25 protein-coding genes are annotated in these 26,094 nt (G+C 56.1%); 12 read left to right on the top strand and 13 right to left on the bottom strand.

Translation table 11 applies throughout. From position 1 onward, the window contains the following. Window positions 1-8 precede the first annotated feature (8 nt). Both Q7F16_RS02085 and Q7F16_RS02080 read left to right on the top strand, forming a co-directional pair. Complete coding sequence (locus tag Q7F16_RS02085; RefSeq protein WP_409555516.1) at window positions 9-2,828, top strand: RHS repeat-associated core domain-containing protein; 2,820 nt, start codon at window positions 9-11, stop codon at window positions 2,826-2,828. Further along, window positions 2,828-3,265, top strand: coding sequence for a hypothetical protein (locus Q7F16_RS02080; protein WP_152667492.1), 438 nt, complete (start codon window positions 2,828-2,830; stop codon window positions 3,263-3,265). The genes Q7F16_RS02085 and Q7F16_RS02080 overlap by 1 nt, the downstream gene beginning before the upstream one ends. Window positions 3,266-4,549: 1,284 nt before the next feature. Here Q7F16_RS02080 and Q7F16_RS02075 read toward each other — a convergent pair. Further along, window positions 4,550-5,443 carry a LysR family transcriptional regulator gene (locus Q7F16_RS02075; protein WP_046062287.1) on the bottom strand — a complete coding sequence of 298 codons (894 nt, stop codon included), beginning with the start codon at window positions 5,441-5,443 and terminating at the stop codon, window positions 4,550-4,552. Window positions 5,444-5,568: 125 nt separating this feature from the next. Between Q7F16_RS02075 and Q7F16_RS02070 the strand changes: the two genes are divergently transcribed. The 4 genes from Q7F16_RS02070 to Q7F16_RS02055 all read left to right on the top strand — a co-directional run bounded on the left by Q7F16_RS02070 (window position 5,569) and on the right by Q7F16_RS02055 (window position 8,471). Next, on the top strand, window positions 5,569-6,015 hold the full coding sequence (locus tag Q7F16_RS02070; protein ID WP_046062286.1) for a cyclophilin-like fold protein: 447 nt from the start codon (window positions 5,569-5,571) through the stop codon (window positions 6,013-6,015). Window positions 6,016-6,040: 25 nt separating this feature from the next. Then, a complete protein-coding gene (locus Q7F16_RS02065; RefSeq protein ID WP_046062285.1) occupies window positions 6,041-7,069 on the top strand; it encodes an alpha/beta hydrolase in 1,029 nt (342 codons plus the stop codon). A 266-nt stretch (window positions 7,070-7,335) separates the two neighbouring features. Next, window positions 7,336-8,274 carry a hypothetical protein gene (locus Q7F16_RS02060; protein WP_046062284.1) on the top strand — a complete coding sequence of 313 codons (939 nt, stop codon included), beginning with the start codon at window positions 7,336-7,338 and terminating at the stop codon, window positions 8,272-8,274. Between the two features lie 35 nt (window positions 8,275-8,309). Beyond that, window positions 8,310-8,471, top strand: a complete 162-nt coding sequence (locus Q7F16_RS02055) for a DUF2986 domain-containing protein (RefSeq protein WP_014338599.1) — start codon at window positions 8,310-8,312, stop codon at window positions 8,469-8,471. A gap of 54 nt (window positions 8,472-8,525) precedes the next feature. On the opposite strand, the gene Q7F16_RS02050 is transcribed toward Q7F16_RS02055, so the two are convergent. The 3 genes from Q7F16_RS02050 to Q7F16_RS02040 form a co-directional block, all read right to left on the bottom strand. Further along, window positions 8,526-9,152, bottom strand: coding sequence for a DUF998 domain-containing protein (locus Q7F16_RS02050; protein WP_046062283.1), 627 nt, complete (start codon window positions 9,150-9,152; stop codon window positions 8,526-8,528). 77 nt (window positions 9,153-9,229) lie between these two features. Next, a complete protein-coding gene (locus Q7F16_RS02045) occupies window positions 9,230-9,535 on the bottom strand; it encodes an NIPSNAP family protein (protein WP_046062282.1) in 306 nt (101 codons plus the stop codon). Window positions 9,536-9,889: 354 nt separating this feature from the next. Further along, on the bottom strand, window positions 9,890-10,600 hold the full coding sequence (locus Q7F16_RS02040) for a hypothetical protein (protein WP_046062281.1): 711 nt from the start codon (window positions 10,598-10,600) through the stop codon (window positions 9,890-9,892). Window positions 10,601-10,800: 200 nt separating this feature from the next. Between Q7F16_RS02040 and Q7F16_RS02035 the strand changes: the two genes are divergently transcribed. After that, on the top strand, window positions 10,801-12,567 hold the full coding sequence (locus Q7F16_RS02035) for a S8/S53 family peptidase (protein ID WP_409555515.1): 1,767 nt from the start codon (window positions 10,801-10,803) through the stop codon (window positions 12,565-12,567). Between the two features lie 9 nt (window positions 12,568-12,576). Here Q7F16_RS02035 and Q7F16_RS02030 read toward each other — a convergent pair whose 3' ends face one another. The 3 genes from Q7F16_RS02030 to Q7F16_RS02020 all read right to left on the bottom strand — a co-directional run bounded on the left by Q7F16_RS02030 (window position 12,577) and on the right by Q7F16_RS02020 (window position 14,674). Beyond that, complete coding sequence (locus Q7F16_RS02030; RefSeq protein ID WP_409555514.1) at window positions 12,577-13,296, bottom strand: class I SAM-dependent methyltransferase; 720 nt, start codon at window positions 13,294-13,296, stop codon at window positions 12,577-12,579. A 75-nt stretch (window positions 13,297-13,371) separates the two neighbouring features. Next, the gene (locus Q7F16_RS02025; protein WP_409555513.1) at window positions 13,372-13,914 is read right to left on the bottom strand and encodes a dihydrofolate reductase family protein; all 543 of its coding nucleotides are present in this window, start codon (window positions 13,912-13,914) and stop codon (window positions 13,372-13,374) included. 121 nt (window positions 13,915-14,035) lie between these two features. Continuing rightward, window positions 14,036-14,674, bottom strand: a complete 639-nt coding sequence (locus tag Q7F16_RS02020) for a hydrolase (RefSeq protein WP_046062277.1) — start codon at window positions 14,672-14,674, stop codon at window positions 14,036-14,038. A 164-nt stretch (window positions 14,675-14,838) separates the two neighbouring features. Here Q7F16_RS02020 and Q7F16_RS02015 point away from each other — a divergent pair, with 164 nt between their 5' ends. After that, window positions 14,839-15,735: a LysR family transcriptional regulator gene (locus Q7F16_RS02015; protein ID WP_041475961.1), complete on the top strand. Its 897-nt coding sequence runs from the start codon at window positions 14,839-14,841 to the stop codon at window positions 15,733-15,735. A gap of 37 nt (window positions 15,736-15,772) precedes the next feature. Here the strand turns inward: Q7F16_RS02015 and Q7F16_RS02010 are convergent, their stop codons facing one another. Continuing rightward, the gene (locus tag Q7F16_RS02010) at window positions 15,773-16,807 is read right to left on the bottom strand and encodes an aldo/keto reductase (RefSeq protein WP_409555512.1); all 1,035 of its coding nucleotides are present in this window, start codon (window positions 16,805-16,807) and stop codon (window positions 15,773-15,775) included. 57 nt (window positions 16,808-16,864) lie between these two features. Beyond that, complete coding sequence (locus tag Q7F16_RS02005; protein WP_367860540.1) at window positions 16,865-17,689, bottom strand: alpha/beta fold hydrolase; 825 nt, start codon at window positions 17,687-17,689, stop codon at window positions 16,865-16,867. Window positions 17,690-18,019: 330 nt separating this feature from the next. Between Q7F16_RS02005 and Q7F16_RS02000 the strand changes: the two genes are divergently transcribed. Continuing rightward, a complete protein-coding gene (locus Q7F16_RS02000; protein ID WP_409555511.1) occupies window positions 18,020-18,331 on the top strand; it encodes a helix-turn-helix transcriptional regulator in 312 nt (103 codons plus the stop codon). A 7-nt stretch (window positions 18,332-18,338) separates the two neighbouring features. On the opposite strand, the gene Q7F16_RS01995 is transcribed toward Q7F16_RS02000, so the two are convergent. From Q7F16_RS01995 to Q7F16_RS01985, 3 genes are all read right to left on the bottom strand, one after another. Further along, on the bottom strand, window positions 18,339-19,277 hold the full coding sequence (locus tag Q7F16_RS01995) for an AraC family transcriptional regulator (protein WP_235868312.1): 939 nt from the start codon (window positions 19,275-19,277) through the stop codon (window positions 18,339-18,341). A gap of 291 nt (window positions 19,278-19,568) precedes the next feature. Next, window positions 19,569-20,897: a type VI secretion system tip protein TssI/VgrG gene (gene tssI, locus Q7F16_RS01990; RefSeq protein ID WP_409555510.1), complete on the bottom strand. Its 1,329-nt coding sequence runs from the start codon at window positions 20,895-20,897 to the stop codon at window positions 19,569-19,571. A gap of 92 nt (window positions 20,898-20,989) precedes the next feature. Beyond that, window positions 20,990-22,093 (bottom strand): polyamine ABC transporter substrate-binding protein, encoded by a 1,104-nt coding sequence (locus tag Q7F16_RS01985; protein WP_409555509.1) that lies wholly within the window; start codon window positions 22,091-22,093, stop codon window positions 20,990-20,992. A 138-nt stretch (window positions 22,094-22,231) separates the two neighbouring features. Here Q7F16_RS01985 and Q7F16_RS01980 point away from each other — a divergent pair, with 138 nt between their 5' ends. Continuing rightward, window positions 22,232-23,023, top strand: a complete 792-nt coding sequence (locus tag Q7F16_RS01980) for a response regulator transcription factor (RefSeq protein ID WP_046062270.1) — start codon at window positions 22,232-22,234, stop codon at window positions 23,021-23,023. A 28-nt stretch (window positions 23,024-23,051) separates the two neighbouring features. Here Q7F16_RS01980 and argC read toward each other — a convergent pair whose 3' ends face one another. Next, window positions 23,052-23,981 carry an N-acetyl-gamma-glutamyl-phosphate reductase gene (gene argC, locus Q7F16_RS01975; RefSeq protein WP_409555508.1) on the bottom strand — a complete coding sequence of 310 codons (930 nt, stop codon included), beginning with the start codon at window positions 23,979-23,981 and terminating at the stop codon, window positions 23,052-23,054. Window positions 23,982-24,094: 113 nt separating this feature from the next. On the opposite strand from argC, the gene Q7F16_RS01970 reads away from it, so the two are divergent. Then, a complete protein-coding gene (locus Q7F16_RS01970) occupies window positions 24,095-24,979 on the top strand; it encodes a LysR family transcriptional regulator (RefSeq protein ID WP_046062268.1) in 885 nt (294 codons plus the stop codon). 113 nt (window positions 24,980-25,092) lie between these two features. Beyond that, window positions 25,093-26,052, top strand: coding sequence for a hypothetical protein (locus Q7F16_RS01965; protein WP_409555507.1), 960 nt, complete (start codon window positions 25,093-25,095; stop codon window positions 26,050-26,052). Window positions 26,053-26,094 lie beyond the last annotated feature (42 nt).

Raw genomic sequence — 26,094 nt, 5'->3', positions numbered from 1 at the left:
ATCTGAATATGAACACATTGACATGCAAGGTTGCTCTGCTCGCCCTCGCTATGGGCGGAACCATTACCACCCTTCCTCTTTGCCAAGCTGCCGAACGTGGCTGGTCGTTCACCTACAATACCCAGGGGCAGCTGGAGTCGTCAGATGGGCCCCGAACAGATGTAAGTGACATTACCCGCTATGAATACGATACCAAAGGACACCTGGCACGCATTATCAACGCGCTCGGTCACACCACCACATTTTCCAACTTTGACACCGCCGGCAGCCCTAAGACAGTTGTCGATGCCAATGGTGTTATTACAAACCTGACCTATGCACCACAAGGCTGGCTGAGGTCGTTGAGTACCGCTACCGGCACTGTTCGCCTTGAGCACAATGCCGTGGGCGACATCACCAAGATCATTCGTGCAGACAATAGCTGGTCGACTTACACATGGGACGACGCAAGGCGGCTCATCCGATTGACCAATAACGCAGAGGAACAGATCGAATTTGATCTCGACCCGATGGGGAACCGGGCTGCAGTACGGATCAAGGACAAGACCGGTAAGCTGACCAAACAACATCAATGGGTGTATGACGAACTGGGTCGCTTGCTGCGCTCAGTGGGTGCGGCCGGCCAGACAAGCCGGACACTGTACGACCTCAACGATAATCCGATCGCGCTCACCACCCCCCGCAATCACAGCCATCAACGGGCCTTTGACTCACTGAACCGTTTGGTGACGAATACTGACCCGCTTAATGGCATCACTCAACTTGAGTACGACGTTCAAGATAACCTCACGCAAGTCCGCGACCCACGTGGTGTAACCACTCAATATCAATACGACGGCCTGGGAAACCTGACGCGAGTGAACAGCCCTGACAGCGGAGCCACTCACTACCAGCACGATGCCGCAGGCAACGTAACGCAACAGGTGGACGCGCGTGGTGTGGTCACGACTTTTACCTACGACGCGCTCAATCGCCTGACCGCCCGCCGCTATCCGACGAACCCGGCACTGGACGTTCAGTTCCACTACGATTCGATTGCCGCCGGTAACAAAGGCATCGGCCGACTGACAGCCGTGGAGGACGTCAACGGGGTGCTGAATTACACCTACGACGCCCAAGGCAACGTTACAGCCCAGCGGCAGACAGCGCCCGCAAACACAGCGACTCAGCCAGAACGAATAGGTTACGGATACGATGCAGCCAATCGATTGAGCAGGATCGATTATCCAACAGGTTTCAGCGTCGTCTACTCGCGCAACATCGCCGGAGAGATCAGCCAAGTGCAGGTCCGGCGCGGCACGGGGCAGCCGACCGCGTTCGCCAGCAACATCACGTATCAACCTTTCGGTCCGCTTAAAAACCTGACCTGGGCCAACGGGACTACGCTTCAACGTACCTACGATCTGGACTACCGACTTACCGCTCAAACCGTTGCAGGCCAGAGCAACGCCTATACCTACGACGGCCAGGGAAACATGACTCAAATGCAACGCGACTCAGTCGACAACCATGGCTACAGCTATGACCCGCTGGATCGCCTGATTGGAGAATCTACTGCTTTCAAACGGATGACTTACGTTTATGACCCCGCGGGTAACCGCACCCGAAAAGCGCTCAGCACGTTGATTGACGGCGAGTTGCGTGTCACCGCTGGCACGTCTTATCAGTATGGGGCGAGCAACAATCGGTTGACGCAGGCAGGCACCCACTCGGTAGACTTCGACGCGGCAGGCAACCTGACCGCAGACCGCGCCAATCGTCAGTTTTACTACGACGAGCAGAATCGCCTGAGCAAAGTGAAAATCAAGGGTGCTGTCAAGGCTCGGTTCCGCTACAACGCTTTCGGCCAACGAACCAAAAAAATCACCTCTCAAGGCACTACAACATTTATCTACGGGTTGAGTGGCGAACTTCTTGGCGAGCACGTATTCGATAACCAAGACAAGAAGCTGAGAAGTCAGTTTTATATCTGGCTCGACGGGGTGCCCTTGGGCGGGATCAGTGTGAGCTACGGTGCAACGGGCGCGCCTGCAAACAGCGCCGCGTTCTACCTCCATAGCGACCACCTCAACACACCGCGAATCGCAACGAACGCGGCGCGAACCAAGGTATGGGAGTGGGTTTCCGATGCATTTGGTACAAAGCAAGCCAGCGGACAACTGGAAATCAACCTGCGATTTCCCGGTCAGTACTACGATGTCGAAACTGGACTCCACTACAACTATTTTCGTGATTACGACCCGAAAACTGGACGCTATATGCAGAGCGATCCGATTGGGCTCAATGGTGGCCTTAATACCTATGGGTACGTAGAGGGGAACCCAATTTCCAAGTTCGATTTCTGGGGGCTGCAATCAGCATTCCCAAGAGTCGGCGGTATGAGTGCGGATCAACTTTCTAACTACGGGAAAGCGCAATCTACTATGAGTTCACCCACAGTTCAGGCTGCACAAGCAAGGGGAGCCTCAACATGGCAGAATCTTTATGCACCAGATTATGTCTCTGCCGAGGCAAGTGTTTATATGATGACATGCAGCGTGACTTACACCAGATATGGTGACGGATTTTGTGGCTGCGGTATTACACGCGGATACCCGAGCAGTGGGTTTGGCATAAATGCATCAGCTGGTTTTCTTCTATCCCCGCTCATGCCATCAAAACCTCAGCTGAATGACTATTTGACTGGCCATGGAGCATCGGCTAGCTATTACTACGGTTTTGGCGGTGCTTTTGCTGGAAACGCTGCCGGCGCAGCAGTAAATGTCGGAGTTTGGATTGGTGGTGGTGCGGCAACTCCTGGGGCAGTTAACAGCCAGATAAACAAATAATGAAGCACAAAGCAAACCACCTCATCCTGTCGGCCAAGGCCATTCTTGCCTTGATTATCCTATCCACTATTTTTTACTGGACTACAAGTCAAAGAGAGCAAAAAAATAGCTACGTGGGGATTTCAGTCCTTATTCGTGAAGTTGAGAAAGTACGCCCTCCTAGTGGTGCTGTACTCATAAACGAATGGAGCAATCACAAGATGAGCACAGCAATAGTTTCAAAACGATATAAGACCGCGCTGACTCAAAGCCAAATTTTCGATTATTACAAATCAGGTCTCGAGTCAACTGGATGGAGTCGTATAGATGGTAGTGGTCTCATCAGTGAGTACTGCAAGGGGGTATTGCGTGCAGGGGTTGAGTTCAACCCCGACATAGGCTTCTACACATTCTCTATAACTTGGCGGCAGCGGATTGCAGCCAAATGCGGCACTTAATTTAATGTAAAAACCAGCAACCTGCGACAAGAATGTAGCTTTGCGATGCTCATTGCATCGAAACAGCTTTGCGCTCCCCCTTCAAGCCAAACGGACTAAACGACAGACATTAAACAAATGAAAACCATTACTTCTCATACTAATTACTCGAACAGATTGAAATAGTTAAATGTTTGGATGGCGGCGGCCGTTGGAACCATGAAAAAAGCGGGTGCGAGCACAAATAAAAAATGGAATTAACATTTTAAACATGACGACTTATTTGTACGCTACTAAACGTTACGGTTTGCGCCAAGCCGTAACATTCCTTCAATAGCTAGTGTGAACTGCCCCTCCGCCAGAACAAAGTGTGGCCGTGACTGGAAAGATAATATTCCGAGCGGAGAAATCGTATGGACACATACGCAGCCAAGGGCAACAATCCTCCTGAAACCGCCCCCAAAACTGCATGACATTTCTTAACAATGGAATCTTAAGGACAGAGACTAGCTCTGAAGGTGCATACTATTAATACCATTCTTAAACTGTCGAAAACATCAGCAGCACTGATTGCTCTGGTGACTGTGGTTTTTGCTACCATTGGACTCAGATACCAAGAGCCCGTGAACATTGAACGGGCTTGCGAGGACTCTCCACCCCTGCTAATAAACAACTTCAATAGCTGCAGCTTTGTTGATCAGACTTTGAACCTCCTTGAAATAGAAGGCTACAAGCCTGTAATTCTAGAAAATTCAGAAAAAAACAGTGGTTTTTTGCGAAAAAAATTCTCTTTAAAAATATTTGAAGTACACAACTACAAAATAGATAACAGCACCGGCCCTGCGCAATTCAGCTTTATAAATGGACGACTATTTGCCATTTCCTACTTTCCGAAAGCATCAGACACGGTATTCGAAAGGCATCCAGCAAGTAAATCCGAGACGCTGACTGTAAAACACCTGACCAACCACCAAGGATTGAAATACATATCATGGTCAAACAATCACCTTGAAACCTATATCACTTGGTGGATATCGAGATTCTCATAAGGGCTAGCATGTGAATTGCTGAGCGTTACGGCTTGCCCCAAGCCGTAACGTTTTTTAGAGGTATTTTGAGCGCCCGATTTCGATTCCGAACATGCTGACCAGAATACCCACACCGAAATGAACCCCGTGAAGAAAATCCGACATGGACGACGAAACGTGTTCTGAAGCGACTTTTTGAAAGCCTTACCCGTGAATCAACGTTTGCCTGAACTAGTAGACATGCGTTGGATCCGCTTATTTGAACCGTCGCTCGCCCTTAATCGGCTTGGCGCAACGCATTGGCGACCAATGTAAACGCAGGCGAGGGTTGCCGCCGGCTGGGATAGTACAAATAGTAGCCTGAAAACGGCGGACACCAATCTTCCAGCACGCGCACCAGCCGGCCTTCTTGCAGGTACGGTTCAAACTCTTCTTCTGGCAGGTACGCAACGCCCAGCCCGGCCACTGCCGCCTGGACGATATGCGTCGACGTGTTGAAAATCAGCTGGCCGTCAACTCGCACGTTCACCTGTTTGCCTCGCCGCTCGAAATCCCAGACATAGAGCCCGCCTGATGTCTGCATGCGCTGGTTGATACAGCGATGGGTCATCAGGTCGCGCGGACTCCTGGGAATGGCGTGGGTAGCGAAATACGCTTGCGAAGCGACGGCAGCCATCCGCAACGGAGGGCCTATCGGAACGGCAACCATGTCTTTGTCGATGGTATCGCCCAGGCGCACGCCGGCATCAAAACGATCCGCCACGATGTCTCGAAAGCCGTAACACACGTCAAATTCAACGTTTACATCCGGGTAGTCGTGCAGCAACTCGGTAAGTTTGGGGAGCAAGGTCGTGCGCAAGACATGATCGCCGCAGGTGATGCGTACGGTGCCCGCGGGCTTGTCGCGCATCTCCGTCAGCATATCCAGCTCCGCTTCTATTTCATCGAAGCGATTGCCTATCGCGTGCAGCAGCCGCTCGCCCGCGATGGTCGGCGAAACGCTGCGGGTAGTCCGCGTCAGTAACCGGATCTGCAAGCGTGCTTCCAGGCCATTGATGGCCTGGCTCAGTGCAGATTGTGTGACACCCAATGCCCCGGCAGCGCGCGTGAAGCTGCCTTCGCGCGCGACCGTGACGAAAGACAGCAGGTCATTGAGATTTCTTTTGATCATGGTGAGACGCATCTAAACCAATTGATTAGCCTTGCTTATAGCCTTGTTAAGCATTCATTAGCTAGTCGCGTGACTGTCCGTCGCTCACCATGCTCCCCATGAACAGGAATGAAAACAGAACTGCGATGAGGGCAACCTGGCCTGGCTTGCTGGCTTCGATGCTCGTGCTTGGCAGCTACTCGACAATGAATGAAGCCGCATCGGCATCTTCGCTAACGGAGAACACGGGCATGTGGATGACCGTCGGGGAACAACGCTTCGCCATCACCCTGTCCGACAACACAGCTGCCCGCGCGCTTGTCGCGTTATTGCCACTGACGTTGGACATGAATGATCTCAACCGCAATGAAAAGTACGCCACCCTCCCCCGAGCACTACCTACCCAAGCGAGCAAGCCGGGAACGATCCACAACGGCGATCTGATGCTGTACGGCCCGGACACCCTGGTCGTCTTCTATACGAACTTCGATTCAACCTACGCATACACACGCTTGGGACGTGTGAACGACCCCGCAAGACTGGCTCAGGTGCTGGGCCGGCGGGGTGTGCAAGTGACGTTTTCCCAGAATTGACTACTCCGCATCGATAGGATTTCCAATGAAAAAGATCATCGTTTTATTAACCCTTCTTGTCAGTTCGCTCTCAGCAATAGGAGCCGATATGTCCAACGGCGCAGATAACTTCTATACCAGCGACGACGTGACCGTACAGAAGGTCAATTTCAAGAACCAATATCAAATGAACGTGGCAGGCAACCTGTTCATCCCGAAAAAACTCAATGGCAAGAGCAGAAGTCCGGCGATTGTCGTGGGCCACCCGATGGGCGCAGTGAAGGAACAGAGCGCTAATCTTTACGCCACGAAAATGGCCGAAAGAGGCTTCGTGACCCTTTCCCTGGACTTGTCGTTCTGGGGCGAAAGCGAGGGGCGGCCGCGCAATGCAGTCTCGCCGGATATCTACGCCGAGGACTTCAGCGCCGCGGTGGACTTTCTCAGCGCCCAGCCTTTTGTCGACAGGGAGCGCATTGGCGCAATCGGCATTTGCGGCAGCGGCAGCTTCGTGATCAGTGCAGCCAAGATTGACCCGCGCATGAAAGCCATCGCTACCGTGAGCATGTATGACATGGGCGGCGTCAATCGCAATGGATTGAAGCACTCCCAAACGCTTGAACAGCGCCGGGCTATCATCGCCCAAGCCACTCAGCAGCGTAGCGTGGAGTTCGCGGGCGGTGAAACGCTTTACACCAGCGGTACGGTGCACCAGTTGGACGACAATACTCATCCTATCCAACGTGAGTTCTATGACTTCTACCGCACCCCGCGCGGTGAGTTCACGCCATCGAGCTCGTCAAAAGACCTGACCACGCACCCAACGTTGACCAGCAACATCAAGTTCATGAACTTCTACCCGCTCAATGACATCGAGACCATCTCGCCTCATCCGATGTTGTTCATTGCTGGCGCCGATGCACACTCCAGGGAGTTCAGCGAGGAGGCTTACAAGCTCGCCGGTCAGCCCAAGGAACTTGTCATCATACCGGGAGCAGGCCATGTCGATCTTTATGATCGGGTCGACCTCATTCCGTTCGATAAGCTGACGAGCTTCTTCCAGACTAATCTGAGGTGACAAGGGGGCTGGGTTATTCCCCTCGCCCTCCGTCTCCCGCAGGTTATCCTGGGAGAACAGCCTAGTGCGTGTGATAGCAGGCGTTGTCCTTTGAGCGGTTTATCACACGCAGGGGCGGTTTGTGCTGCAAATCGCTTTGCGGATGGTTCGTTGGATTCCCAAACAAGACTGCCATCTCGCCACAAGAAACAAAAATCATCGCTATGCTACCCACAGATAGATGAGTCGGGTAACGCCCCTTCTATGCGTATATCAAGGAGGATTTGATGATGCGGGAAGCAACCACTGGACTCGAAAAACAGATTGAGATCGCGACAAAACTACTCTCTCTGTCGGCAAAAATCGGATTACTGATTGGCGGCACATGCATCGTCAGTTATTTATTGAGCAACGGTCATTTCCCACAAGGCGTATCCGTTGGAGACAGTTTGCTATTTCTGGTCACGGCGTTTTGCTTTGGGCTGGTTTGTGTTTTCTTTTCAGTCTCCGTCACGGCTGTAGGGATATTACTTTCGCCGTTGTTCATACCGGTGCTTAGAAGCTTCGTCTGGCTACATGGAAAAATCACCGACAAAAAACCCATACTGGAATTCAAACGACCCAAAATAACCTTCCTCTCGGTGTTTTTTGGAATATGCGGCGCAGTGACCATTTACTTCCTCACCCACAAAAGCCCTTTGGAACATATTCAGCTCATCCTTCTGCCTATTTTTCAGTACATCGTTTATTCAGCCTATCTGGAACAAAACAAGAAAATAAAAGCAGCGCAGCCATCGGCACCCGAAATTGTTGATCCCGAGCAGCATGACCAGGATCCGCACGCCGAAATGAAACCCTTGAAAAAAACCCGCGCCGTGATCGTCAGCGTCATCCTCCTGACGCCCCTTCTCATGGGGGGCGTGACTTCAGACTTGCTGCAAGCGGCCATGAGCTTCGCGCAAATACGTATAGAAAGGGCAACGATTCTGGTGAAACCGCCTTACGCCAACCTGTTGCCAACCCCCAAGGACTCACCGCTGGAGGACTACAAAAGATTTGAAAATGCGACGGTGATTTTCCGAGGAGTTGGCATCTCGACGCTCATTGAAATGCACTCCGAGGGAACGGCGATCCGGTTGGAGATCCCGAATGACTCGATCATTGTCGAGCGCCGTGTGAAGCCCATTGCCAAAGTCAGGAAAAATCCTGAGAAAACGGAAAGCTGATACCATCCGCACATTGACACGCTGAGCAGAACGACATGAATCGCCGCAAGAAAATAAACCAGTTATTGAAGGCTAACGCCAAGAAAGCCAGTGCCAAGCTGGCTCCCAAAAACAAGAATCAATACATCAGCAAAGCCGACCGATTGAAACTGGAAGCCGAATCCAGTGACGCCCCCATCACACCCACGCAAAGCTGATCCACATCACCGCCCCCTCTGAAGCGCTGCGCCAGAACCGCCACGCCTCGCTGCTTATCTCAAGGGATCCTGCAGGGCAACGACGGCCAATGACGCAGTCCAGACCACCGAAACCCCGTAATTGAGCCGCTGGTACAGGCCGAACAAGTGGCCGTCGGCCAATGCCGTCGCCATCAGCACAACGGTCACGATGGCCAGGACTACGCAAATCGCCGAGAACATGGCGAACCTGGGCGACGACAGCAGAGACCTGCCAAGGAAAGCCCACAGCGCTCCCGCCAGAGTGAGCGAGATGAACATCACCAGCCCCGCAAGATTGTGGCTCTGCTGCGAGACCGACGGTTGAACCGGCGCACAACCTTGGTCGCAGGAAAAATAGCCGGTCGCGAAACTTGCCAAACCATGGACGAAAATCAGTACCGCGCTAAGCAAGGCCATCCGCGATGCCTTGAACCGTCTCGCAACGCCTATTGCGAAAAGCACGAACATCACACCCAGCGGAAAATTGTTCACCCAAGCAGAGAAGCTGTGGGTTGGCGCTCCAATGGCGCCTAGTTGGCTCATGGCTTGATCCAGATGGCTGTAGCCTGGATAGGCCCGCGCAGTCAGTGTGACTCCCAAAAACAGCCAGAATGGAATCAATATTCCGCAGCCTAACAAAGCGCGATCAATGGTTTTCATGCGGTGACACTCCCTGTCGTTGTGATGTGCATTTGTGGGGTGATGTGAATCTGGCATTGATTCAAGCATTCACCCACTCACTCAAGGACAGGGCGCAGGAAACTACGCTCATAGCTCACAATGAATCGTTGTTCCGTCGCCTGGGTGATCAATTCAACACACTCCGGATCCTGTTCGGCTTTCCTTCGATAGTTTTCGTAGTCGGCCAGGCTGGGGAAGCTGAACAGGCAGTAGGCGATATTGTTGGCGCCTTCGGCGGGTAGAAAGTAGCCGTGATGCTCTCCCCCCATTCGGGTCACCACTTCAATCCATTGGCGCGAGTAGCTCTCGAAAGCTGAGATCTGGTAGGGGTCAATGACATACCTGACATGGCAAGTAATCATGGGCTCAATCCTTTGAAAATTGGAAAAGCGGATTCTACACAGGATACCTTCCAGGTTTTTCAATGGGTTGAACATCAGGGTGAGGAATTTTAAGGAAATGGGCATTCTTGATCGCTTGTTCGGCGGCCGCTTTACGCGGCCGCCACCGGAGGAAACGACTCTCAGCGACGCGGCGATCATGCGGGAGCTGCATCCCTATCGATCCGAGCTCAAGGCATTTGCTCAAGCCATACTGGCGCAAGCACACCTTCCTGACCCCGATGGAGCCCACCTAATGGTTGCTCCCCTTTATCCTTTTACCAACCGAGTGTAGGCATACCAAACTGACGCCCTCGCCACATATCTTACCTTTCGTCAAAGTTGCATGCGGAAGACTCTGGCTTCTCGTGGATTTCCATATGTCGTGGACAATCGATCAAGGAAGCGTTGGGCGGACGCGGCATCCGTTGCCTTGTACTCGCCACAGTTGGGATCGAAGATATGGTAGTCATAATTAAAAAAACCACCCGACATATAGACGCCAATAGCATGTTGACCTTTTGATTGTCCCGATTGGGTGACGAAGATGATGGCGTAGCAATGCTTGGTCTCAAAGCCCGTGGCAAGGTTGCTCCAGATGACGGTAGTGGGTTGGCTGACGTTGCTGCAGCCGAACTTTGATAGCACCTGCCGGGGAATCGTATCGCCCCGCACCTTTAACTCTGCATCTGTTTCTATGGCCGCATCGATCAACGGTTGGCGCTCCATGACATCTACTCGCTCCCTCATGATTTTTGCCACCTCGACCATCATCTCGAGCCCTTGGGTGGCGGTTCCCATCCGCGTCAGTCGAGCGAAGGAAACACGTTGCTCTTGGGCAATGGTTTGATAGGTATCCTTCTGGAAGAAGTTTCCGAAGCGTTTTTCGGCAGAGCTGTTCGGATTGCTCCATTTGTCCTTGGAGTCAGATAGCATCAGCTGACACCACTTACCCACTAAGGACACGCACAAGCCCTCGAGGTCGTGGATCCCGAGTTTCAACCGATAATCACGCTGCTTAAATAAATAGGATCTGCTAAATGGCATTTGTGCTCTCCCTGCTTTACCAATGGTGCATAGCCCACCGGAGCAAGCGTAGCAGCGAACGCGCAGGGCAAGCAGGTGCTGAAGTGGCCTTGATAGCTTCTGAACAAAGAGGCGTCATCGCTGGGTAGCGTTATCCCGCTGAACGAAGCGAGCAACGCAACAGTCGGAGCAACAGGACCCTCGGCAAAGAAACCTGGCTCATGCCCCTACGATCTGCTGCCCTCGCCACATTGCTCACTTTCGCTGCAGGCACAGCAACGGCGGCGCCTGAACCGCTGCGCCTGGAAAGCCTGAAACGCTGCGGCGACCTGCTGGAAACCCAGCACCAGGACTGGTGCCTGACCGTACGCGGGTTGGGTGAGGCAACACCGCAGTTGAACCTGGGCGCACAGGTCATACCCGCAGACACTCTCCAGCGCGAAGGGAAAAACCTGCGCGTGCGCCTGGACAGCGCCAATTACCAGAGCGGCCCGCTCTGGCTGCAGGACGGCCCGCGCGCCAGCAATGCCGCCTGGCTGACCCTGCGCAACAGTCACGTACTGGCCGCCGGGCCGGACGAAGTGGCGAACAACATGGATGGCCTGACCACCTACGTCGACCTGGTCAGTGTGCTGATCGAGGAAGACCGTGACGGCCGCCAGGAAGCCGAGCGCCTGGCCCGCAAGTACGGGGCAACGGTGGTCGGCAGCATCGCGCCGCTGAACCTGTACCAACTTCGCCTGCCGGCCAAGGACTTGGTGCAGCGTGACGCCCTGGTGCTGCGCCTGGGCAGCGAGACCAGCGTGGACGCCGTGGTGATCGAGGAGTCCTCGGCCGAAGAAACCGAGCAAGCCGCAGCCCATTCTGAAGAACCGAAGAAGCCAGCCCTGGACTCCGATGAGTGGGCCGCGAACCGCTTTCTCGACGCGGTGAACTACTATCAGCGCCGCCTCCCCGGGCGACAGCCGCCCATCCAACCGCAACCGGTGCGTATCGGCCTGATCGAGCGTGATGTGGATTTCGACACGACGGATTTCGCCGACCACCTCGGCGCCTGCTCACCGCCGCGTACCTGCGTCTACGCCCGCGATGCAGACAAACCGGACAACCATGGCACGACCGTCGCCGGCATTCTCGCCGCGCGCTGGGACGACAGCGGCAACACTGGTTTCCTCCGCGGGCTGGACAAGGCCAGCGGTGGCTTCGAGGTCATCGTCGAACGTAATTCCGATGCCGGGATCACCGCCAATATCGCCGCCTCGGTCAATCTCGTGGAGGACGGTGTACGCGTACTCAACTGGAGCTGGGGCATCCACCGCGTCGGCGCCAAAGACGTCAAAGGCGATGACGTCGATTCGCTGCTGCGCTCGGGCATCGCCATGGGCGGGTACGAGGAGTTGCTGGAGGAGTTCTTCCTCTGGCTGCGCAAGGAACATCCCGACGTGATCGTGGTGAACTCCGCTGGCAATGGCGCTTCGTTCTCGGGCAGCGATGAATACCGCCTGCCCTCCTCCTTCATCACCGAACAATTGCTGGTGGTCGGCGGGCACCAGCGCAGCGAGCACACCGGGGTCGCCGTCGACGACCCAGCCTACGCGGTCAAACGCAGTTCTTCGAACATCGACATGCGCGTCGACATCACCGCCGCCGCATGCGCGCATGCCTCGACGGCCAACGCCGGCCAGCAAGGCGCAGTGCATTGCGGCACGTCCTACGCCACGCCCATGGTCGCGGGACTGCTGGCGGCGATGCTCTCCATCAATCCGCAACTCCACCCCGAACAACTGCGCATGCTGCTACGCCGCAGCGCCATGACCATCGGCGACAACCACGACTTCGAACAGATGGACGCCGAGGACCTCACTGCGCCCATCCTGCCGTCGGAGCGCCGCTATCAGCTCAACGACAAAGACGTCGGTCGCTCGGCGCGACTGGACATGCAAAAGGCCCTGGACCTGGCCGCACAAAGCCGCGACCGCGTGCGTTGAAAGTCAAGGTCACGTCTCACTCAAGACGATGCCCGCCTTGCGCGGGCAAAACCAGCCATGCATCAGCCCCGCCTGGTAGAACTGTACCGGCGCCTCGAACCCAGCGGTCTCGATGAGACCGGCGACCTGCTGCGTCGGCAGGATAGCCACGTCTCGGGCGTAGGCGGCACGAGCTCTCACCAGCATTTCCGGCTGTACGCCTGCAGAGGACATCAGCGTCATCCAGTTGCGCAGTAGTGCCTCATAGGCAGGTGATTCGGTGTCAGCGGCGAGGTCGGCGTTTGCCAGTATTCCACCCGGCTTGAGCCGGCGGGCGATCTCGTGGAAGAACGCTATACGGGCTTGTGGCTCGAGCAAAAACTGAGACACCAGAAAGCAGGTGGCACCGTCGTGGTCAGGCTCGGCAGGCAGCGCGTCGAGGTAACCTTGGTGAAAGCTGCAACGCGAGAGGAAGCCTTCTTGTACCGCTTTCTGCCGGCAGATATCGAGCATGGCGTCCGAGGGGTCAACGGCGGTGAAATGCCAGCCGGGGTTCTGCTTGGCCAGGTGGGCCAGTTCCGCACCGGTGCCCACGCCGACACAGAGTATCCGGGCATGTTCCGGTAAGTCAGCGAACACCGCGTCGAGCAGGGTGTACAGGGCGTCACGAATGGGCGCCATTCCCGCCCATTGCTTATCGTAGCCAGCGGCCTGCTGGTCGAATAAGGCCTTGAGTTCTTCATTGCGCATGGAGAGCACCTTCCTTTGCGTCGTGATGGGATGTAACCACGATGATGTGGCGACGCTTTCAGTATCCCAGGGCTGTCAAGCCCCACCGGTTGTTCGGTAGGTGGATTGCACGAGCCCCGAAGGAAAGCTGCGGCTGGATATCAGTTTCAAAGCCACATCCCGCTCAAGCCCGCCGAACAACGGCCGCCCCGAGCCGATCAACACGGGAACGGTGGTGATCACCATATCGGTGAGCAACCCATCGCGCAGGAACGACTGCACCACCTGTCCACCATCCACATAGACGCGCTGCACGCCTTGATTCTCCAGCTCCGCCATCAAATCCTTGGGGGCCAGATTGGAGAAACGCACCTTGCCCTTCAACGCCTCAGGCACCGGCGAATCGGCTAACTGTTCGGACAGCACTATCACGGGCCGGTCGTAGAACCAGGTGTCGAAGGTCCGCACCTTTTCATAGCTCCCGCGCCCCATCACGATCACGTCCTTGTCGGCGATGAAGGCTGAATAACCGTGGTCCTCGGAGGGGTCGTCGCGCTGTAGAAGCCAGTCGATGTCACCATCGGGTCGGGAGATGAAGCCATCCAGGCTCGTGGCGATGAAGACGTGGGCGGTGGGCATTTTGGGGGTTCCTTGTTGTTTTGCTTGAGCACCAATGCAAGACCATCAACGCCGATTATGGAAATGAAAGTAGCGGCCGCATTCGCGAACGCCACCTTCATCACGTATCAGTCAGGCGTTCTTAGCGCGTGCCTCCATGGGCCTTTTCGGCGTTGAAACCATCGAAGTTATCGAAGACACCCATGAAGCCGGGAACGGTCAACGCTCGCGCCCAGTCGCGCTGGAGTTCGCAGTACATCTGCACGCGGCTGATGAGCTTCGCGCCCGCCTGTTCCATTCGGCGCAACGCCGCCTCGTGCGCGGCCAGTGACGTGCCGCCGACCGCATCGACCGGCACATAGACGTCATAACCTTCCTGAATCGCGTCGAGGACCGGGAACGTCAGGCATGCTTCGGTCCAGAGCGCAGTCATGATGAGCTTCCTGCGGCCGATCGCTTTGACCGCCTGCTTGAACTCTGTGTCTTCCCAGCTGTTGATCGAGGTGCGGTCATAGGTTGGCAGATGGCCGAGCACGTCCTGCAGCTCCTGGATCGGCGGCTTGTTGCGGCCGGTCGCGACGTTGACGGTCGAGTGAATAATCGGAAGATTGTAATTGACCGCCGCCTTGGCGACGCTCGTTATGTTGAAGACGAGCTCGTCACGGGACATCGAGCGAATCGAGGAGACCTGGATCGGCTGGTAGTCGATGATGATCAATGCCGAGTTCTCGGGGGACAGGAGTTGGTCGGTCTGCGGGTTGCGGATATTCTCGCTTGCCATTGGGCAAATCCTTTTATGGGTAATCCACGCTCGTGGGAGAAATGATTTTCCGGGAGACATGCACCAGCGGCGACGTTGCCCGGAAGCAGCATTGTGCTGTTCCCCTATTCGGTGCAGTAGTAGCATTGCGCGGCGAGCTGTGTCGCAGAAAGAGGAACGCTGAAATGGACATTGAAGAGCTGCAGACCTTCGTCGAAGTGGCTGATGCGGGGGGCATTTCACCTGCTGCGCTTCGGCTTGGCGTGTCCAAATCGATCGTCAGTCGCAGACTCGTTCGGCTTGAAACGGAACTTGGCGTCCAGCTGCTTGCACGATCCACACGCGGGGCGGCGCTCACAGAAGCCGGGGCTACGTTCCGCGACTACGCCGCCAGAGTCTGCGCCGAGATCGACATAGCCAAGGAAACGATCCTCCCCGCCGGAGCCCTTCGTGGCCGTTTGCGAGTCGCCGTACCACTCTCTTTCGGCCCGACGCATTTCGCGCCCGTGCTCGCGGAAATGGCACGACGCCACCCCCAGCTTCATATCCAGACCTGCTACAGCGATCGTTTCGTTGACCTCATCACGGAGGGTTACGATTGTGCGATACGGGTTGGCTACCTTCAGGACTCCAACTTGATCGCAAGGCGCATCGGCCCGACTTACACGCAGCTCGTCGCGAGTCCGGACTATGTGAAAGCGCATGGGTCACCTGAGTCGCCCGAGGAACTCGCCGCCCATGAGGCCCTCATGCAAGGCACCGAAGCCTGGCAATTCATGGATGGCGACAAGATCATCACGGTCCGTCCGCGGGGGCGCTTCAAGGCCGACAACGGCATCGCTCTAGTCGCCGCTGCAACTGCAGGACTCGGGATCGCGTACCTGCCCGATTGCCTTACCCACGAACACATCATTTCGGGGGCACTCGTACCGATCATGCCGCGTCATCCACCGCCCCCGGCAGGTGCCTATATCATCCGCCCGCCAGGCCAGCATCCCGCACGCAAGATACGGGTCCTCACCGAACTCCTGATCGAGTACTTCGGCGACTCTCCACACCTTGCGGCGCTGCCGCCGGTCTGAGGCATGACAGCGACCACAATGCTCGTCGTGACTCGACTCATCGAACAACCCGGTTCGTTGCATCAATGAGGTCTGCCTGGCCTCCGGCAAGCGAGGGCGCTGAAGCAGCCACCATGTCGTGTGGAAAGCCAAGGGGGATTGCGCTGGCAGCGTCCAGCTGTGCCAGTTGATCCGCCGTCAAGTGAACGTCTGCTGACGCCAGGTTATCGGCCATCTGCTCCGGCGTGCGTGGACCGATGATGGGCAGTGTTCCCTTGGCCAGCACCCAGGCGATCGCGATCTGGCCCGGTGTGTGGCCGGTTTCTTCGGCGATCGCTAACACGGCATCCACCGTCGAGGTCTTGCGCTCGCTGTTCTCGTCATGGATGACGGCCCCCAAACCCTGCGCACGACCAGTTTCCCCTTTACGGTATTTACCGGTCAGCAGACCGCCTCCCAGCGGCGACCATCCGACTGTTCCCAGATTGAATGCCGCCGCCATGGGCAGAAGTTCACGTTCGGCCGAGCGCTCGACCAGGCTGTGCTCCAATTGCACCCCCGAGATAGCCGACCAACCACGAAGCTCGGCCAAGGTGGCTGCCGTTGCCACACGCCAAGCCGGGAAGTTGGACAGTCCGCTATAGAGCACTTTGCCAGAGCGGATCAGGTCGTCCAGCCCCCGGACAATCTCGTCGATAGGCGTTACGCCATCAGGCATATGCACCCACAAAAGATCAATGTGATCCGTCTTGAGCCGCTTGAGGCTGGCTTCCACCGAGCTGAGCATGGCTTTGCGGCTATTGCCGGAGCGCAGGACGCCGGCACCGGGTGAGTCACCGAGCGAGAATTTGGTCGCCAGCACCACTTCATCGCGCTCGGTGGCCATGAAATCGCCGAGAATTGATTCCGATTGGCCAAATTGATACTGATCGGCCGTATCGATGAAATTGCCCCCCGCTGCACGGTAACCGTCGTAGATTTTACGGGCCTCGTCCAGGTCGGATCCGTAGCCCCATCCTTTACCGAAGTTGCCAGTGCCCAGCGCGAGCGAAGAAACCCGCAGGCCGGTATTTCCAAAAATGCGATAACGCATGGCGACCTCCTCATCAGGCGCGTCGCAAAGTCGACGCGCCGGTCCGGTGACGGGTTCTCAGGACCTCACGAACGCCAGAAGGTCAGCATTGAGCCTTTCCTTATGGGTATCGGTAATACCATGGGGTGCCCCCTCGTAGACGATCAGCTTACTGTCCTTGATCAGCTCGGCCGAAGCTCGGCCCGCTGCATCGATAGGCACGATCTGATCATCGTCACCGTGAATGATCAGCGTTGGCACGTCGAACTTCTTGAGGTCCTCGGTGAAGTCGGTTTCCGAGAATGCCTTGATGCTGTCGTAGGTGTTCTTGTGGCCACCCAGCATGCCTTGCATCCACCAAGCGTCGATCACCCCTTGTGACGGTTTAGCGCCTGGGCGGTTGTAGCCAAAGAACGGACCGCTGGGGATATCGATGAACAACTGCGAACGGTTGGCCAGGAGCCCGGCACGGATGTCATCGAAGACCTTGACAGGCAGCCCTCCGGGGTTGGCTTCGGTCTTGACCATCAACGGTGGCACGGCGGAAATGAGACCGGCCTTTTTCACGCGCCTGGTACCATGACGACCAATGTACCTCGCCACTTCGCCGCCCCCCGTAGAGAACCCGAACAGCGTGGCGTCCCTCACATCCAAGTGGTCGAGCAACTGCGCTAGGTCGTCGGCGTAGTGGTCCATGTCATTGCCGTCCCAGGGTTGGCTGGAGCGGCCATGGCCACGGCGGTCATGGGCGATGCAACGAAAGCCGTTGGCGGCCAAGTGATACATCTGCGATTCCCAACTGTCCGCGTCCAGTGGCCAGCCATGGCTGAACACCACAACCGGCCCCTTGCCCCAATCCTTGAAATAGATTTCCACGCCATCTTTGGTAGTGAAGGTGCTCATGGTTTTGTGCACTCCATGGTGGTTTTGAGGGGCATTGGTTTCAGACGCCTGAGCAGCCCCTTGACTGCAGCCGATGATCCCTGCGCAAAAGCGCAAGAGCTACGTAAAAACGGCAATTTGGAGATGAAGTTTCACTGATCTATGCAATCGGTGTGTTTGCCTGTTTTACGTAGTGCGGTGCAGGGATTCCAGCGACACTTCTACAACCTGAGCCGAGTTGAATGGCAAGTTGAAATGGAAAAAGCTCACGTCACGAGTAGACAATCCCCTTCCAGGACAAAACCGCAAGGCGCGTGGCAAGGTGCAAAACACCAGGCAAACGTCGCCAGGGTGCTGACGCTGCTGAAAGCCCATGAAGAGCGACCGATTCGTCTGTCGGAACTGTGTCGCCATGCCGGTATCAGTGAGCGCACCCTGCGCTCCATTTTCAAGGAAGTATTCGGCATGGGACCCAATCGCTACCTGCATGTTCGTCGCCTGCATCTGGTCCGGGCCGCGTTGTCGATCGCCAGTGCCCACACCGAGTCGGTCAGCGCCATAGCCTTGCGCTTCGGCTTTTCCGACGGCGGCCGAATGGCGTCCGATTACCACACGCTGTTCGGCGAATACCCCAGCCAGACCCTTATGCGGATGCCACCTTGAACAGTGCCTAGCGATGCGCAAGTGCTTTCACGGACCTCAGGGATTGTGCCGGGAGCATCCCGAAATGCTGACGATATTGACCGGCGAGTCGGCCAAAGTCCCAGACACCAAAGCGTGAACAAATACTGGTAATCGTGTCGCCAGGCCCTGCGTGGCGAATCGCGAAACGAATGGCGTGTAGTCGACGCACCATCAGATAGCGATGCGGGCTCATGCCCAGGTACTCATTGAAGACATTGCGTACCGTACGTTCGGAGGCACAGGTCGCATGACAAATGTCTTCGGTGTACACCGGCTGGATGTCCAGCACCTCGAGCAACTCCAGGGCCCGCTGGAGTATTTCCCTGTGGTCTCGACTGTGCCGGGCCCCGGCGTGTAATGGATCGATTGGCAGCAACAGGCGGAATACCACATCCATCACCTCCATGCGCGCGTCATGCTCGGCGCTCTCGGTATGCAGCACTTCGGGTGTATGGGTTTCGATGTGGAACAGACGGCGCGCCAGCCAGATCAGCGGAGCGATATTGCGATGGGCGTTGCTGACCATGTTGCGATGGAGCACGGAAAAGTCGAACTCGTCATCGCGGACCGCCGCCCAGCGCAGCACCAGTTCGCAGGACATGGCGACGGTCAGCCAACTGGCGGGACGTTTCGCATCGATGTGGAACATGGCGTTAGGCACCATCCAGCCGACTCGTCGTCGGTTGAACGCATGACCATCGACCACCGTGGTGTCGTGCCCTGTCAGGGGCACGAAAATATTGAAATAACCTGGCAGACCAACGCCGGTGTACACCGTTGCGGCGCCTTCGCGACCACTCATCAGCGCCACACCGTTCAAGTCGACAACGTTGAGTTGCCAGTCGCGCTGTTGCCTGGCGTGAAGGACATAGCGCCCCTGCACGCCATACAGGGCCTCTTCGAATTCATCGAATTCAGAACACACCAATTGGACCATTGAATGAACCTCAATGCCTTGGCAGCCTCCTTGCCAGATCGGAACTGGCAATCAGCATAGCTCACGAACTCGACGGCAAATGGACGACTGCCGCCGCCCATCAGCGATCAGCATGCCAGGTATTCGTCCGTGGAAATGACAGGTGCATAACCAAAAGCGAGCGTGTCCATGAAGGCTGCGTGCACTTGAGCAGCGGGCACCGGTCCACGCGCGCTGGTTCTTGAAGGGTGCGTGGATCTCGCTTGACCACATGCCGAAGGAAAGCGGCGGCAGGCCCACCTAGCGGCAACACAGGCACCCACTGACCACCGGCTGATCAGGGTCGTTTTCGAGAAATGTGACCACGACTTCCATGCCCGTCCGGGGCGGCCCAATTTCACAACACCAATCGACGCCCCCCTTCAGCCAACAACGACTCTTGTCGTCAAATCGATCTTCGCGGTCCCAGGGGAACTTGACCTTGATCCTTCCAAAGCGCCGATCACTCTGGATCCCCTCGTCTTCTAAAGCGACGACTACAGCAGCCTGCTTGCTTGGCACCTGAGGTTTCTTGTGAGCCAACGGCGGACGATAGGGCACATTCCATGGAAGAACGATAAAGCGGTTGCGGTAACCCTGATGGAAGTCATCCTCGCTGTCAGTGCTGCCACCGGCGACGTCCTCACTCAATACCTGTGGTTGCCGGCCTTCGTGGATGACCTGAGTCAGTAGCCATGGAGCGTTCCACTCCTGGCGCGGATGGCCTGAGATTTCCAGCACATGGCCACTGAGTAACCGAGTCTGGTCACTCTGCCCCTCAGCTTGCCGATAGGCCGCATGGCGGCGCTCCATAGTCCGAAAACGTATCTGCTTGCCGTGCTCATGACCGGTGAAACGCTCCGGCCGGTGATCTTTTTCAATGTCCTGCTGTTGCTCCACATCATAGTTGCGATGCGAGATACGACTGGTTAGCTGTCCCAGGCGCAGGTTGATGCGCTTGATCAGTGGCTCGTTGGTCACCCTGTCGCACGCTTGTCCATAAGCAGTCGGGTACTCCATCCTGGGGAAAACCGCCTGATCATCACCAAAGACCAGCACATGGCCTTGAGCACTGTGTTGGAAGTGAAAGTGGATACCCTCCTCCTCGCACAAACGCTGAATGAAGTGCAAATCTGTTTCGTCGTACTGGGTACAGCAGTCACGCTCGGGGTAGGTCGACCCCAGATGAAACCGATAGGCGTCGCCCAGAATGCCGTGTTCTTCCAGTATCAAGGCGACGATTTTCGGCACCGAGAACTGTTGATAGATCCTCCGGTTGATGCGGTGGCGCAAGTAGGACAGGTGCGGTACGAGGGCCAGGCTGTAGTGCGTCAGACGCTGGCCATGACTGCTTTGAGCGATGTGATAGACCCGCCCATGAATGCCGTTGCCCTTCGTGTCCAAAGCCAGAAAAGCCTCTGTGTCGAAGAGCGCGTCCAGATCCAGGTCAGACCGCTCGCTAACAAACGCCACGTTGAAGAGATAAGGCCTGCTGATTGCCTCTTCTCCGGTGAATGCGAGCACTTGAAAATCGTGCTCACAACCGTCGATTGTCAAACTGAAGTGCGTTTGATTGGCTGGGCTGAACATCCGCTGTTCTCTTTTTAAAACCTGCTGCTCGCCCCACGCCCATGTATGAAATAAAGGCTTGCATCGAGCAGCAGGCGACAAATCAAGTCAGATCACACACCACTCTTCACTTTGGTCCAGATCCGCGTGCGAATCCGCTCCAACTTCAATGGCAGTGGCTCAAGTGGAATAAGTGTTGCGACCGTTTTTTTGTCTGGATAAATCCAGGGATTGTCTCGCAGCTTCTGCTCGACAAACTCAGCGGCATCTTTATTGGCGTTTGGGTATAGCGTGTGGTTTGAGGTCTTGGCAATAACTTCTGGTCGCATCATATAATTAATGAACGCCATACCTTCTTTGGGATGGGGAGCATCTTTTAACAGGACCAGATTCTCCGACCAGGACAGCGCTCCTTCGCGAGGAAGGCTGTAGGCAATCTTGCGCCCCGTGCTGGCCTTCTCGTTGCTGGCCTGTGCAGCAAGGGCACCATTAGCCCATCCCACAACTGCACAGATATTACCGTCAGCCAGGTCGGCGTCAATTCTGGAGGAGTCGAAATAGAGGACATAAGGGCGGATTCTCAACAGCAAGGCTTGGGCTTTCAGGTAATCATCCGGGTTCTTGCTGTTGCTAGGGAGTCCCAGATAGTTCAAAGCAATCGAAATGATCTCGCTGGGAGAGTCAAGCATTGCCACACCACATGACTGGAGCTTACTAATGTTTTCTTCTTTGAAAATCAGGTCCCAACTATTCACCGGAGCATTATCACCCAGCGCGCCCCTGACTTTGTCAACGTCATAGCCAATGCCGGTAGTGCCCCATAAATAGGGCACAGCATAGCGATTACCAGGGTCATTGACCGCGAGTTGGGACAAGATATCGGGATCGATATGTGAAAAGTTACTCAGCTGATTACGATCCAACGGCTGAAGGACTCCCGCCTGGATCAGGCTGGGCAACACATTGGAGGTCGCCACAACCACATCATACCCGGTGCGTCCAGCCATGACCTTGCTCTGCATGATTTCGGCACTGTCGAACGCATCCATATGCACGCTCGTACCAGTTTCCTGTTCAAACTCCTTTGGCGTCTCCGGCGCAAGCAACCCGAACCAGTTATACAGATACATCCCGGGCTCTACAGCCGCTACTGATGTGCTTATCCCGGCACAGAGAAGCGAGGACGAAAAAATGGTTCGCAAATGTGACTTTCTCATGCAACATCCTTGTCAAGACGATATGCCCTCATGGCTATCGTAAACCCTGGCAGCGAATATACCGGGTGCTACCGAATAGTAAATACCTACGAATACTTACCCTTGACCTGCCAATCCCTAACCCTAAAGGGGTAGAAAATGCCGTTTGACCTTCACAGCCTGGCTTGGCATCGATCGATTGGAAAGCTGATCATGCAGTTGAACCGTCCAGACTTCTGGAGTTCACTTGTTCGCACGTTAAATGAGTACGTGCAAATCGATAATTGGGTTGTATTGATTTTCAGCGATCAACACGTACAGGTCGTCAGTCTTCCTGAGGTAGCAGACGCGGAAGAAGTCGACGCATTCACTCATCGTTACGTGAAGGGGCTTTATCTACTTGATCCATTTTATATAGCTAATCGAGAAAACCCACAGAGCGGCTTCTTTCACCTATTGGATATTGCACCCGAGTACTTTCTTGAAACCGAGTACTACCACAAGTATTTTGCACAATACATCTCCATGGATGAGGCACAGTACAATGTCCAGCTCGACACCAATAGAACATTGTGCATTTCCATTGGCAGCAAAGTCCGCTTTAGCCAGGAACAAATAACCATGCTTGACATCATCAAACCGTGGGTAACCGCATTGATGCATCAGCGCATGGTTTTTGAAACTGACGTAGATAAAACCCTGACTGAGCCGCCTCTGTGGCCGGAAACGGTCAATCAGCTTGGCACACAAATAACAGCACGCGAGAGTGACGTACTCCGTTTATTACTCAGCGGCTTCTCCAATAAAGAAATAGCCGGAAAGCTGTCCCTCTCGGCGGAGACCATAAAAGTTCACCGCCGCAATATTTACGCAAAACTAAACATCAAGTCGCAATCTGAGCTGTTTGCTCGATTTTTCATGCCAAAACAAAATGTTCCCGCTACCCATTGAAGTCAGGGCAGCGGGCTGATTTGCGCGGTCATGCGCCTGCAAGCATCAAGTCCAGATTCTGCACCGCCGCGCCAGCGGCGCCCTTCCCAAGATTGTCAAACACCGCAGCCAGCAAAACCTGCCCGGTCTCATCATTCTCAAACACCGACAATCGCAAATCATCGGTTCCGTTAAGCGCTTGAGGATCAAGGGACGTCAACTCTTTAGCTTCCTGCATCGACATCACCTGTACATGGCTCGCATCGGCGTAGTGCTGCATCAGACAGGCATGCAACTGCACCGCGCTCACGCCTGGCGCCAACAACCGGGTTTGCAAGGGTATGGTCAGCACGATTCCCTGCCGGAAAGCGCCATAGGCCGGCACGAACATCGGCCGCTCCGTCAGGCCGCTTTGCTGCTGAATCTCCGGAACATGCTTGTGTGCCAGCCCCAGCCCATAGACCTGAAATGCCGACGCCTGCGCTGCGCCCGCACCCTCATGCTCTTCCACGCCGGTCCGTCCTTTTCCGGAATAACCCGACACGGCATGAATGCTCATCGGGTAATCCCTGGGCACCAATCCGGCCTCCAGCAATGGGCGCAGCAACCCGATCGCCCCCGTTGGGTAGCAACCGGGATTGCTGACCCGACGCGCGGCGGCGATGCGTTGGGCCTGTTGCGGATTCATCTCTGCGAAACCATAGGTCCAGTCTGGGTGGGTGCGGTGCGCCGAACTCGCATCGATCACCCGAACGGAGGAGTTTTCGATGGTCGCTACAGCGTCGCGGGCGGCTTGGTCGGGCAAGCAGAGAATAGCGATGTCGCAGTGGTTGATGGCTTCGGCGCGACGTTGCGGATCCTTGCGATGTTCGGGGCTGAGTGTGAAAAGCCGCAGATCGCTGCGCTCGCGCAGACGTTGATGGATTTGCAGCCCGGTGGTGCCTTGGTCGCCATCGATGAATACAAGGGGACTTGCCATGGAATGCTCTCGGACATTGGAAATCAGGAGCCCAATCTTCAGCGACGCTCTAAGATAGGAAAAGTTGAATTTATAAACGATGAAATTCAGTTTTTCTGAACAAGGAAATCCTCATGCGCGAAATCAGCCTGGACCGTCTGCGCACGCTGGTGGCGATTGCCGACCTGGGATCATTTGCCGAAGCGGCCCGTGCGCTGCACCTTGCACCACCCACCGTCAGTCTGCATATCGCCGACCTGGAGGCGCGCGTGGGCGGCAAGCTGTTGTCACGCACGCGTGGCCGCGTTCAACCTTCAGCGATAGGGAACACACTGGTGGAACGCGCACGGCGCCTATTGGCAGACGCAGAGCAGGCACTTGAAGACGTCGAACGTCAGGTTCAAGGATTGGCCGGACGTGTGCGGCTAGGCGCCTCCACGGGGGCCATCGCACAGTTGCTGCCGCATGCGTTGGAGACATTGAGCCAACGCCACCCCGCGATCGATGTACAAGTCGCGGTGCTCACCTCCCAGGAAACCTTGAAGAAACTTGCCGAGGGCTCCTTGGAGATCGGTTTGGTCGCGCTGCCGCAGTCCCCGGTGAAGGGCTTGCGGATCGAGCCGTGGCGACGAGACCCAGTCATGGCCTTCTTGCCAGCTCGCTGGGAGTCCCCGGAGGCTGTGACCCCCGCTTGGTTGTCCGCTCAGCCGTTGATTTTGAACGACACCACCACGCGTCTTTCGCGCCTGACGGCGGAGTGGTTCGCCAGTGATGGGCAGCAGCCTGCGCCGCGCATTCAATTGAACTACAACGACGCGATCAAAAGCCTGGTGGCGGCGGGATATGGTGCGACGCTGTTGCCCCATGAGGCGGCCACGCCATTGCTCGATAACAGGATCGTCATGCGGCCTTTGAAGCCCTTATTGTGGCGTCAACTGGGGATTGCCCACCGCAGTCGGGACATCGAACGGCCTACGCAACATGTGCTGGATGTGTTGTGGGAGTTGAGCGCGGAGTGATTTTGTCTGGGCATGAGGTATTCTGCGCGGCGTTAAAACACGATCCAGGCCTGCGGCGTGCCACTTTGTACGCCCCATTGATCGATCTAAAAGCGGCGCACCAGGAGGTCTGCATGTTGTTTGGACATCGGTTCGAGCGCACCGCGCAGGATGACCTGTACATCCACTCGCGCAACCGGGTGCAGAGCGCCTTCGTGCTGCTGACAGGCGTGCTTGCCTTCATCTTGCCGGTGGCGTTCGCCGTGTTTGTGACCTCTGATGAAGGCTCGCCCCTGACTGACCTGGATCCGCTGACTTCACTGCTGATCGTGCTCGGGCTGCTGCTGATTCCTGCACTCGGCCTCCTCCTGATGGTGTACACCGGCATCCGCGAGACCTTGCTGTTATCGCGACGCGACGGTGAAGGCAAGCGCCGCACCCGAAACTTTTTTGGGCGTCGAGAGCGTGTGCATTCGGTGTTTAGAATCGATACCCCCAAATGCCTCGAACTTCGCCGCCGCCAAGATGCCGAGCCGGCCTACACCCAATTGTGGCTGGTGATGCGCGATGGCAGCGAACACCGCCTGACGACCGACAACGTTCCGGTGGTGCCAGGAAATCAACACACCGACTTGTGGTTGCGTGAGCTGGCCGACTACCTGAACGTGGCAGTGCCCACCGAAGTCGTGGTGGGCTCGACGGCGGGTGTGAAGAAGGCAACCTACAGGCCTGCTCCAGCCCCAACCAGCGGTAAAGCGGTGAGGGAAGCCAGGCAGCGCAAAGCCAAGGGGCTCACGCCTGCCCATGCGATCACCGAAAAACTCGGCACGCCCGCACGCGCCCTGCTCCTTCTAATGGGTGTTTTCCTGGCACTATTGGAGCTGAGTCGTGTCATCGCATTGGTGCCCGCTCTGTTTGCCGGGCGGCTGCGTGTCGGCGGTCGAACGGGCACGACAACCTTCTACTGGGCCGAGCAACCGCTCACCTTCTCATTCAACATGCTGGTGGGCATGGCCGAGGTGTTGATCATCGGATTCATCGCCTGGGGTTGTCTGCGCATGGCGATCCGGGGGCGGATGAGTTCCAATCCCTGAAGCGGTCAGTTCGACCACAGCGTCACATAACCCTCAAAGCCA

The organism is Pseudomonas sp. Lb2C2 (assembly GCF_052112205.1).
GTDB lineage: Bacteria > Pseudomonadota > Gammaproteobacteria > Pseudomonadales > Pseudomonadaceae > Aquipseudomonas > Aquipseudomonas kilonensis.
Note: the sequence above shows the minus strand (reverse complement) of the source record. Positions and strands in the feature narration are given on the sequence as shown.

Bases quoted from the DNA above. Each gene is read 5' to 3' on its own strand.
- Q7F16_RS02085 (WP_409555516.1), top strand. From the start codon at position 9: ATGAACACATTGACATGCAAGGTTGCTCTGCTCGCCCTCGCTATGGGC.
- Q7F16_RS02080 (WP_152667492.1), top strand. From the start codon at position 2,828: ATGAAGCACAAAGCAAACCACCTCATCCTGTCGGCCAAGGCCATTCTT.
- Q7F16_RS02075 (WP_046062287.1), bottom strand. From the start codon at position 5,443: ATGATCAAAAGAAATCTCAATGACCTGCTGTCTTTCGTCACGGTCGCG.
- Q7F16_RS02070 (WP_046062286.1), top strand. From the start codon at position 5,569: ATGAGGGCAACCTGGCCTGGCTTGCTGGCTTCGATGCTCGTGCTTGGC.
- Q7F16_RS02065 (WP_046062285.1), top strand. From the start codon at position 6,041: ATGAAAAAGATCATCGTTTTATTAACCCTTCTTGTCAGTTCGCTCTCA.
- Q7F16_RS02060 (WP_046062284.1), top strand. From the start codon at position 7,336: ATGATGCGGGAAGCAACCACTGGACTCGAAAAACAGATTGAGATCGCG.
- Q7F16_RS02055 (WP_014338599.1), top strand. From the start codon at position 8,310: ATGAATCGCCGCAAGAAAATAAACCAGTTATTGAAGGCTAACGCCAAG.
- Q7F16_RS02050 (WP_046062283.1), bottom strand. From the start codon at position 9,152: ATGAAAACCATTGATCGCGCTTTGTTAGGCTGCGGAATATTGATTCCA.
- Q7F16_RS02045 (WP_046062282.1), bottom strand. From the start codon at position 9,535: ATGATTACTTGCCATGTCAGGTATGTCATTGACCCCTACCAGATCTCA.
- Q7F16_RS02040 (WP_046062281.1), bottom strand. From the start codon at position 10,600: ATGCCATTTAGCAGATCCTATTTATTTAAGCAGCGTGATTATCGGTTG.
- Q7F16_RS02035 (WP_409555515.1), top strand. From the start codon at position 10,801: ATGCCCCTACGATCTGCTGCCCTCGCCACATTGCTCACTTTCGCTGCA.
- Q7F16_RS02030 (WP_409555514.1), bottom strand. From the start codon at position 13,296: ATGCGCAATGAAGAACTCAAGGCCTTATTCGACCAGCAGGCCGCTGGC.
- Q7F16_RS02025 (WP_409555513.1), bottom strand. From the start codon at position 13,914: ATGCCCACCGCCCACGTCTTCATCGCCACGAGCCTGGATGGCTTCATC.
- Q7F16_RS02020 (WP_046062277.1), bottom strand. From the start codon at position 14,674: ATGGCAAGCGAGAATATCCGCAACCCGCAGACCGACCAACTCCTGTCC.
- Q7F16_RS02015 (WP_041475961.1), top strand. From the start codon at position 14,839: ATGGACATTGAAGAGCTGCAGACCTTCGTCGAAGTGGCTGATGCGGGG.
- Q7F16_RS02010 (WP_409555512.1), bottom strand. From the start codon at position 16,807: ATGCGTTATCGCATTTTTGGAAATACCGGCCTGCGGGTTTCTTCGCTC.
- Q7F16_RS02005 (WP_367860540.1), bottom strand. From the start codon at position 17,689: ATGAGCACCTTCACTACCAAAGATGGCGTGGAAATCTATTTCAAGGAT.
- tssI (WP_409555510.1), bottom strand. From the start codon at position 20,897: ATGTTCAGCCCAGCCAATCAAACGCACTTCAGTTTGACAATCGACGGT.
- Q7F16_RS01985 (WP_409555509.1), bottom strand. From the start codon at position 22,093: ATGAGAAAGTCACATTTGCGAACCATTTTTTCGTCCTCGCTTCTCTGT.
- Q7F16_RS01980 (WP_046062270.1), top strand. From the start codon at position 22,232: ATGCCGTTTGACCTTCACAGCCTGGCTTGGCATCGATCGATTGGAAAG.
- argC (WP_409555508.1), bottom strand. From the start codon at position 23,981: ATGGCAAGTCCCCTTGTATTCATCGATGGCGACCAAGGCACCACCGGG.
- Q7F16_RS01970 (WP_046062268.1), top strand. From the start codon at position 24,095: ATGCGCGAAATCAGCCTGGACCGTCTGCGCACGCTGGTGGCGATTGCC.
- Q7F16_RS01965 (WP_409555507.1), top strand. From the start codon at position 25,093: ATGTTGTTTGGACATCGGTTCGAGCGCACCGCGCAGGATGACCTGTAC.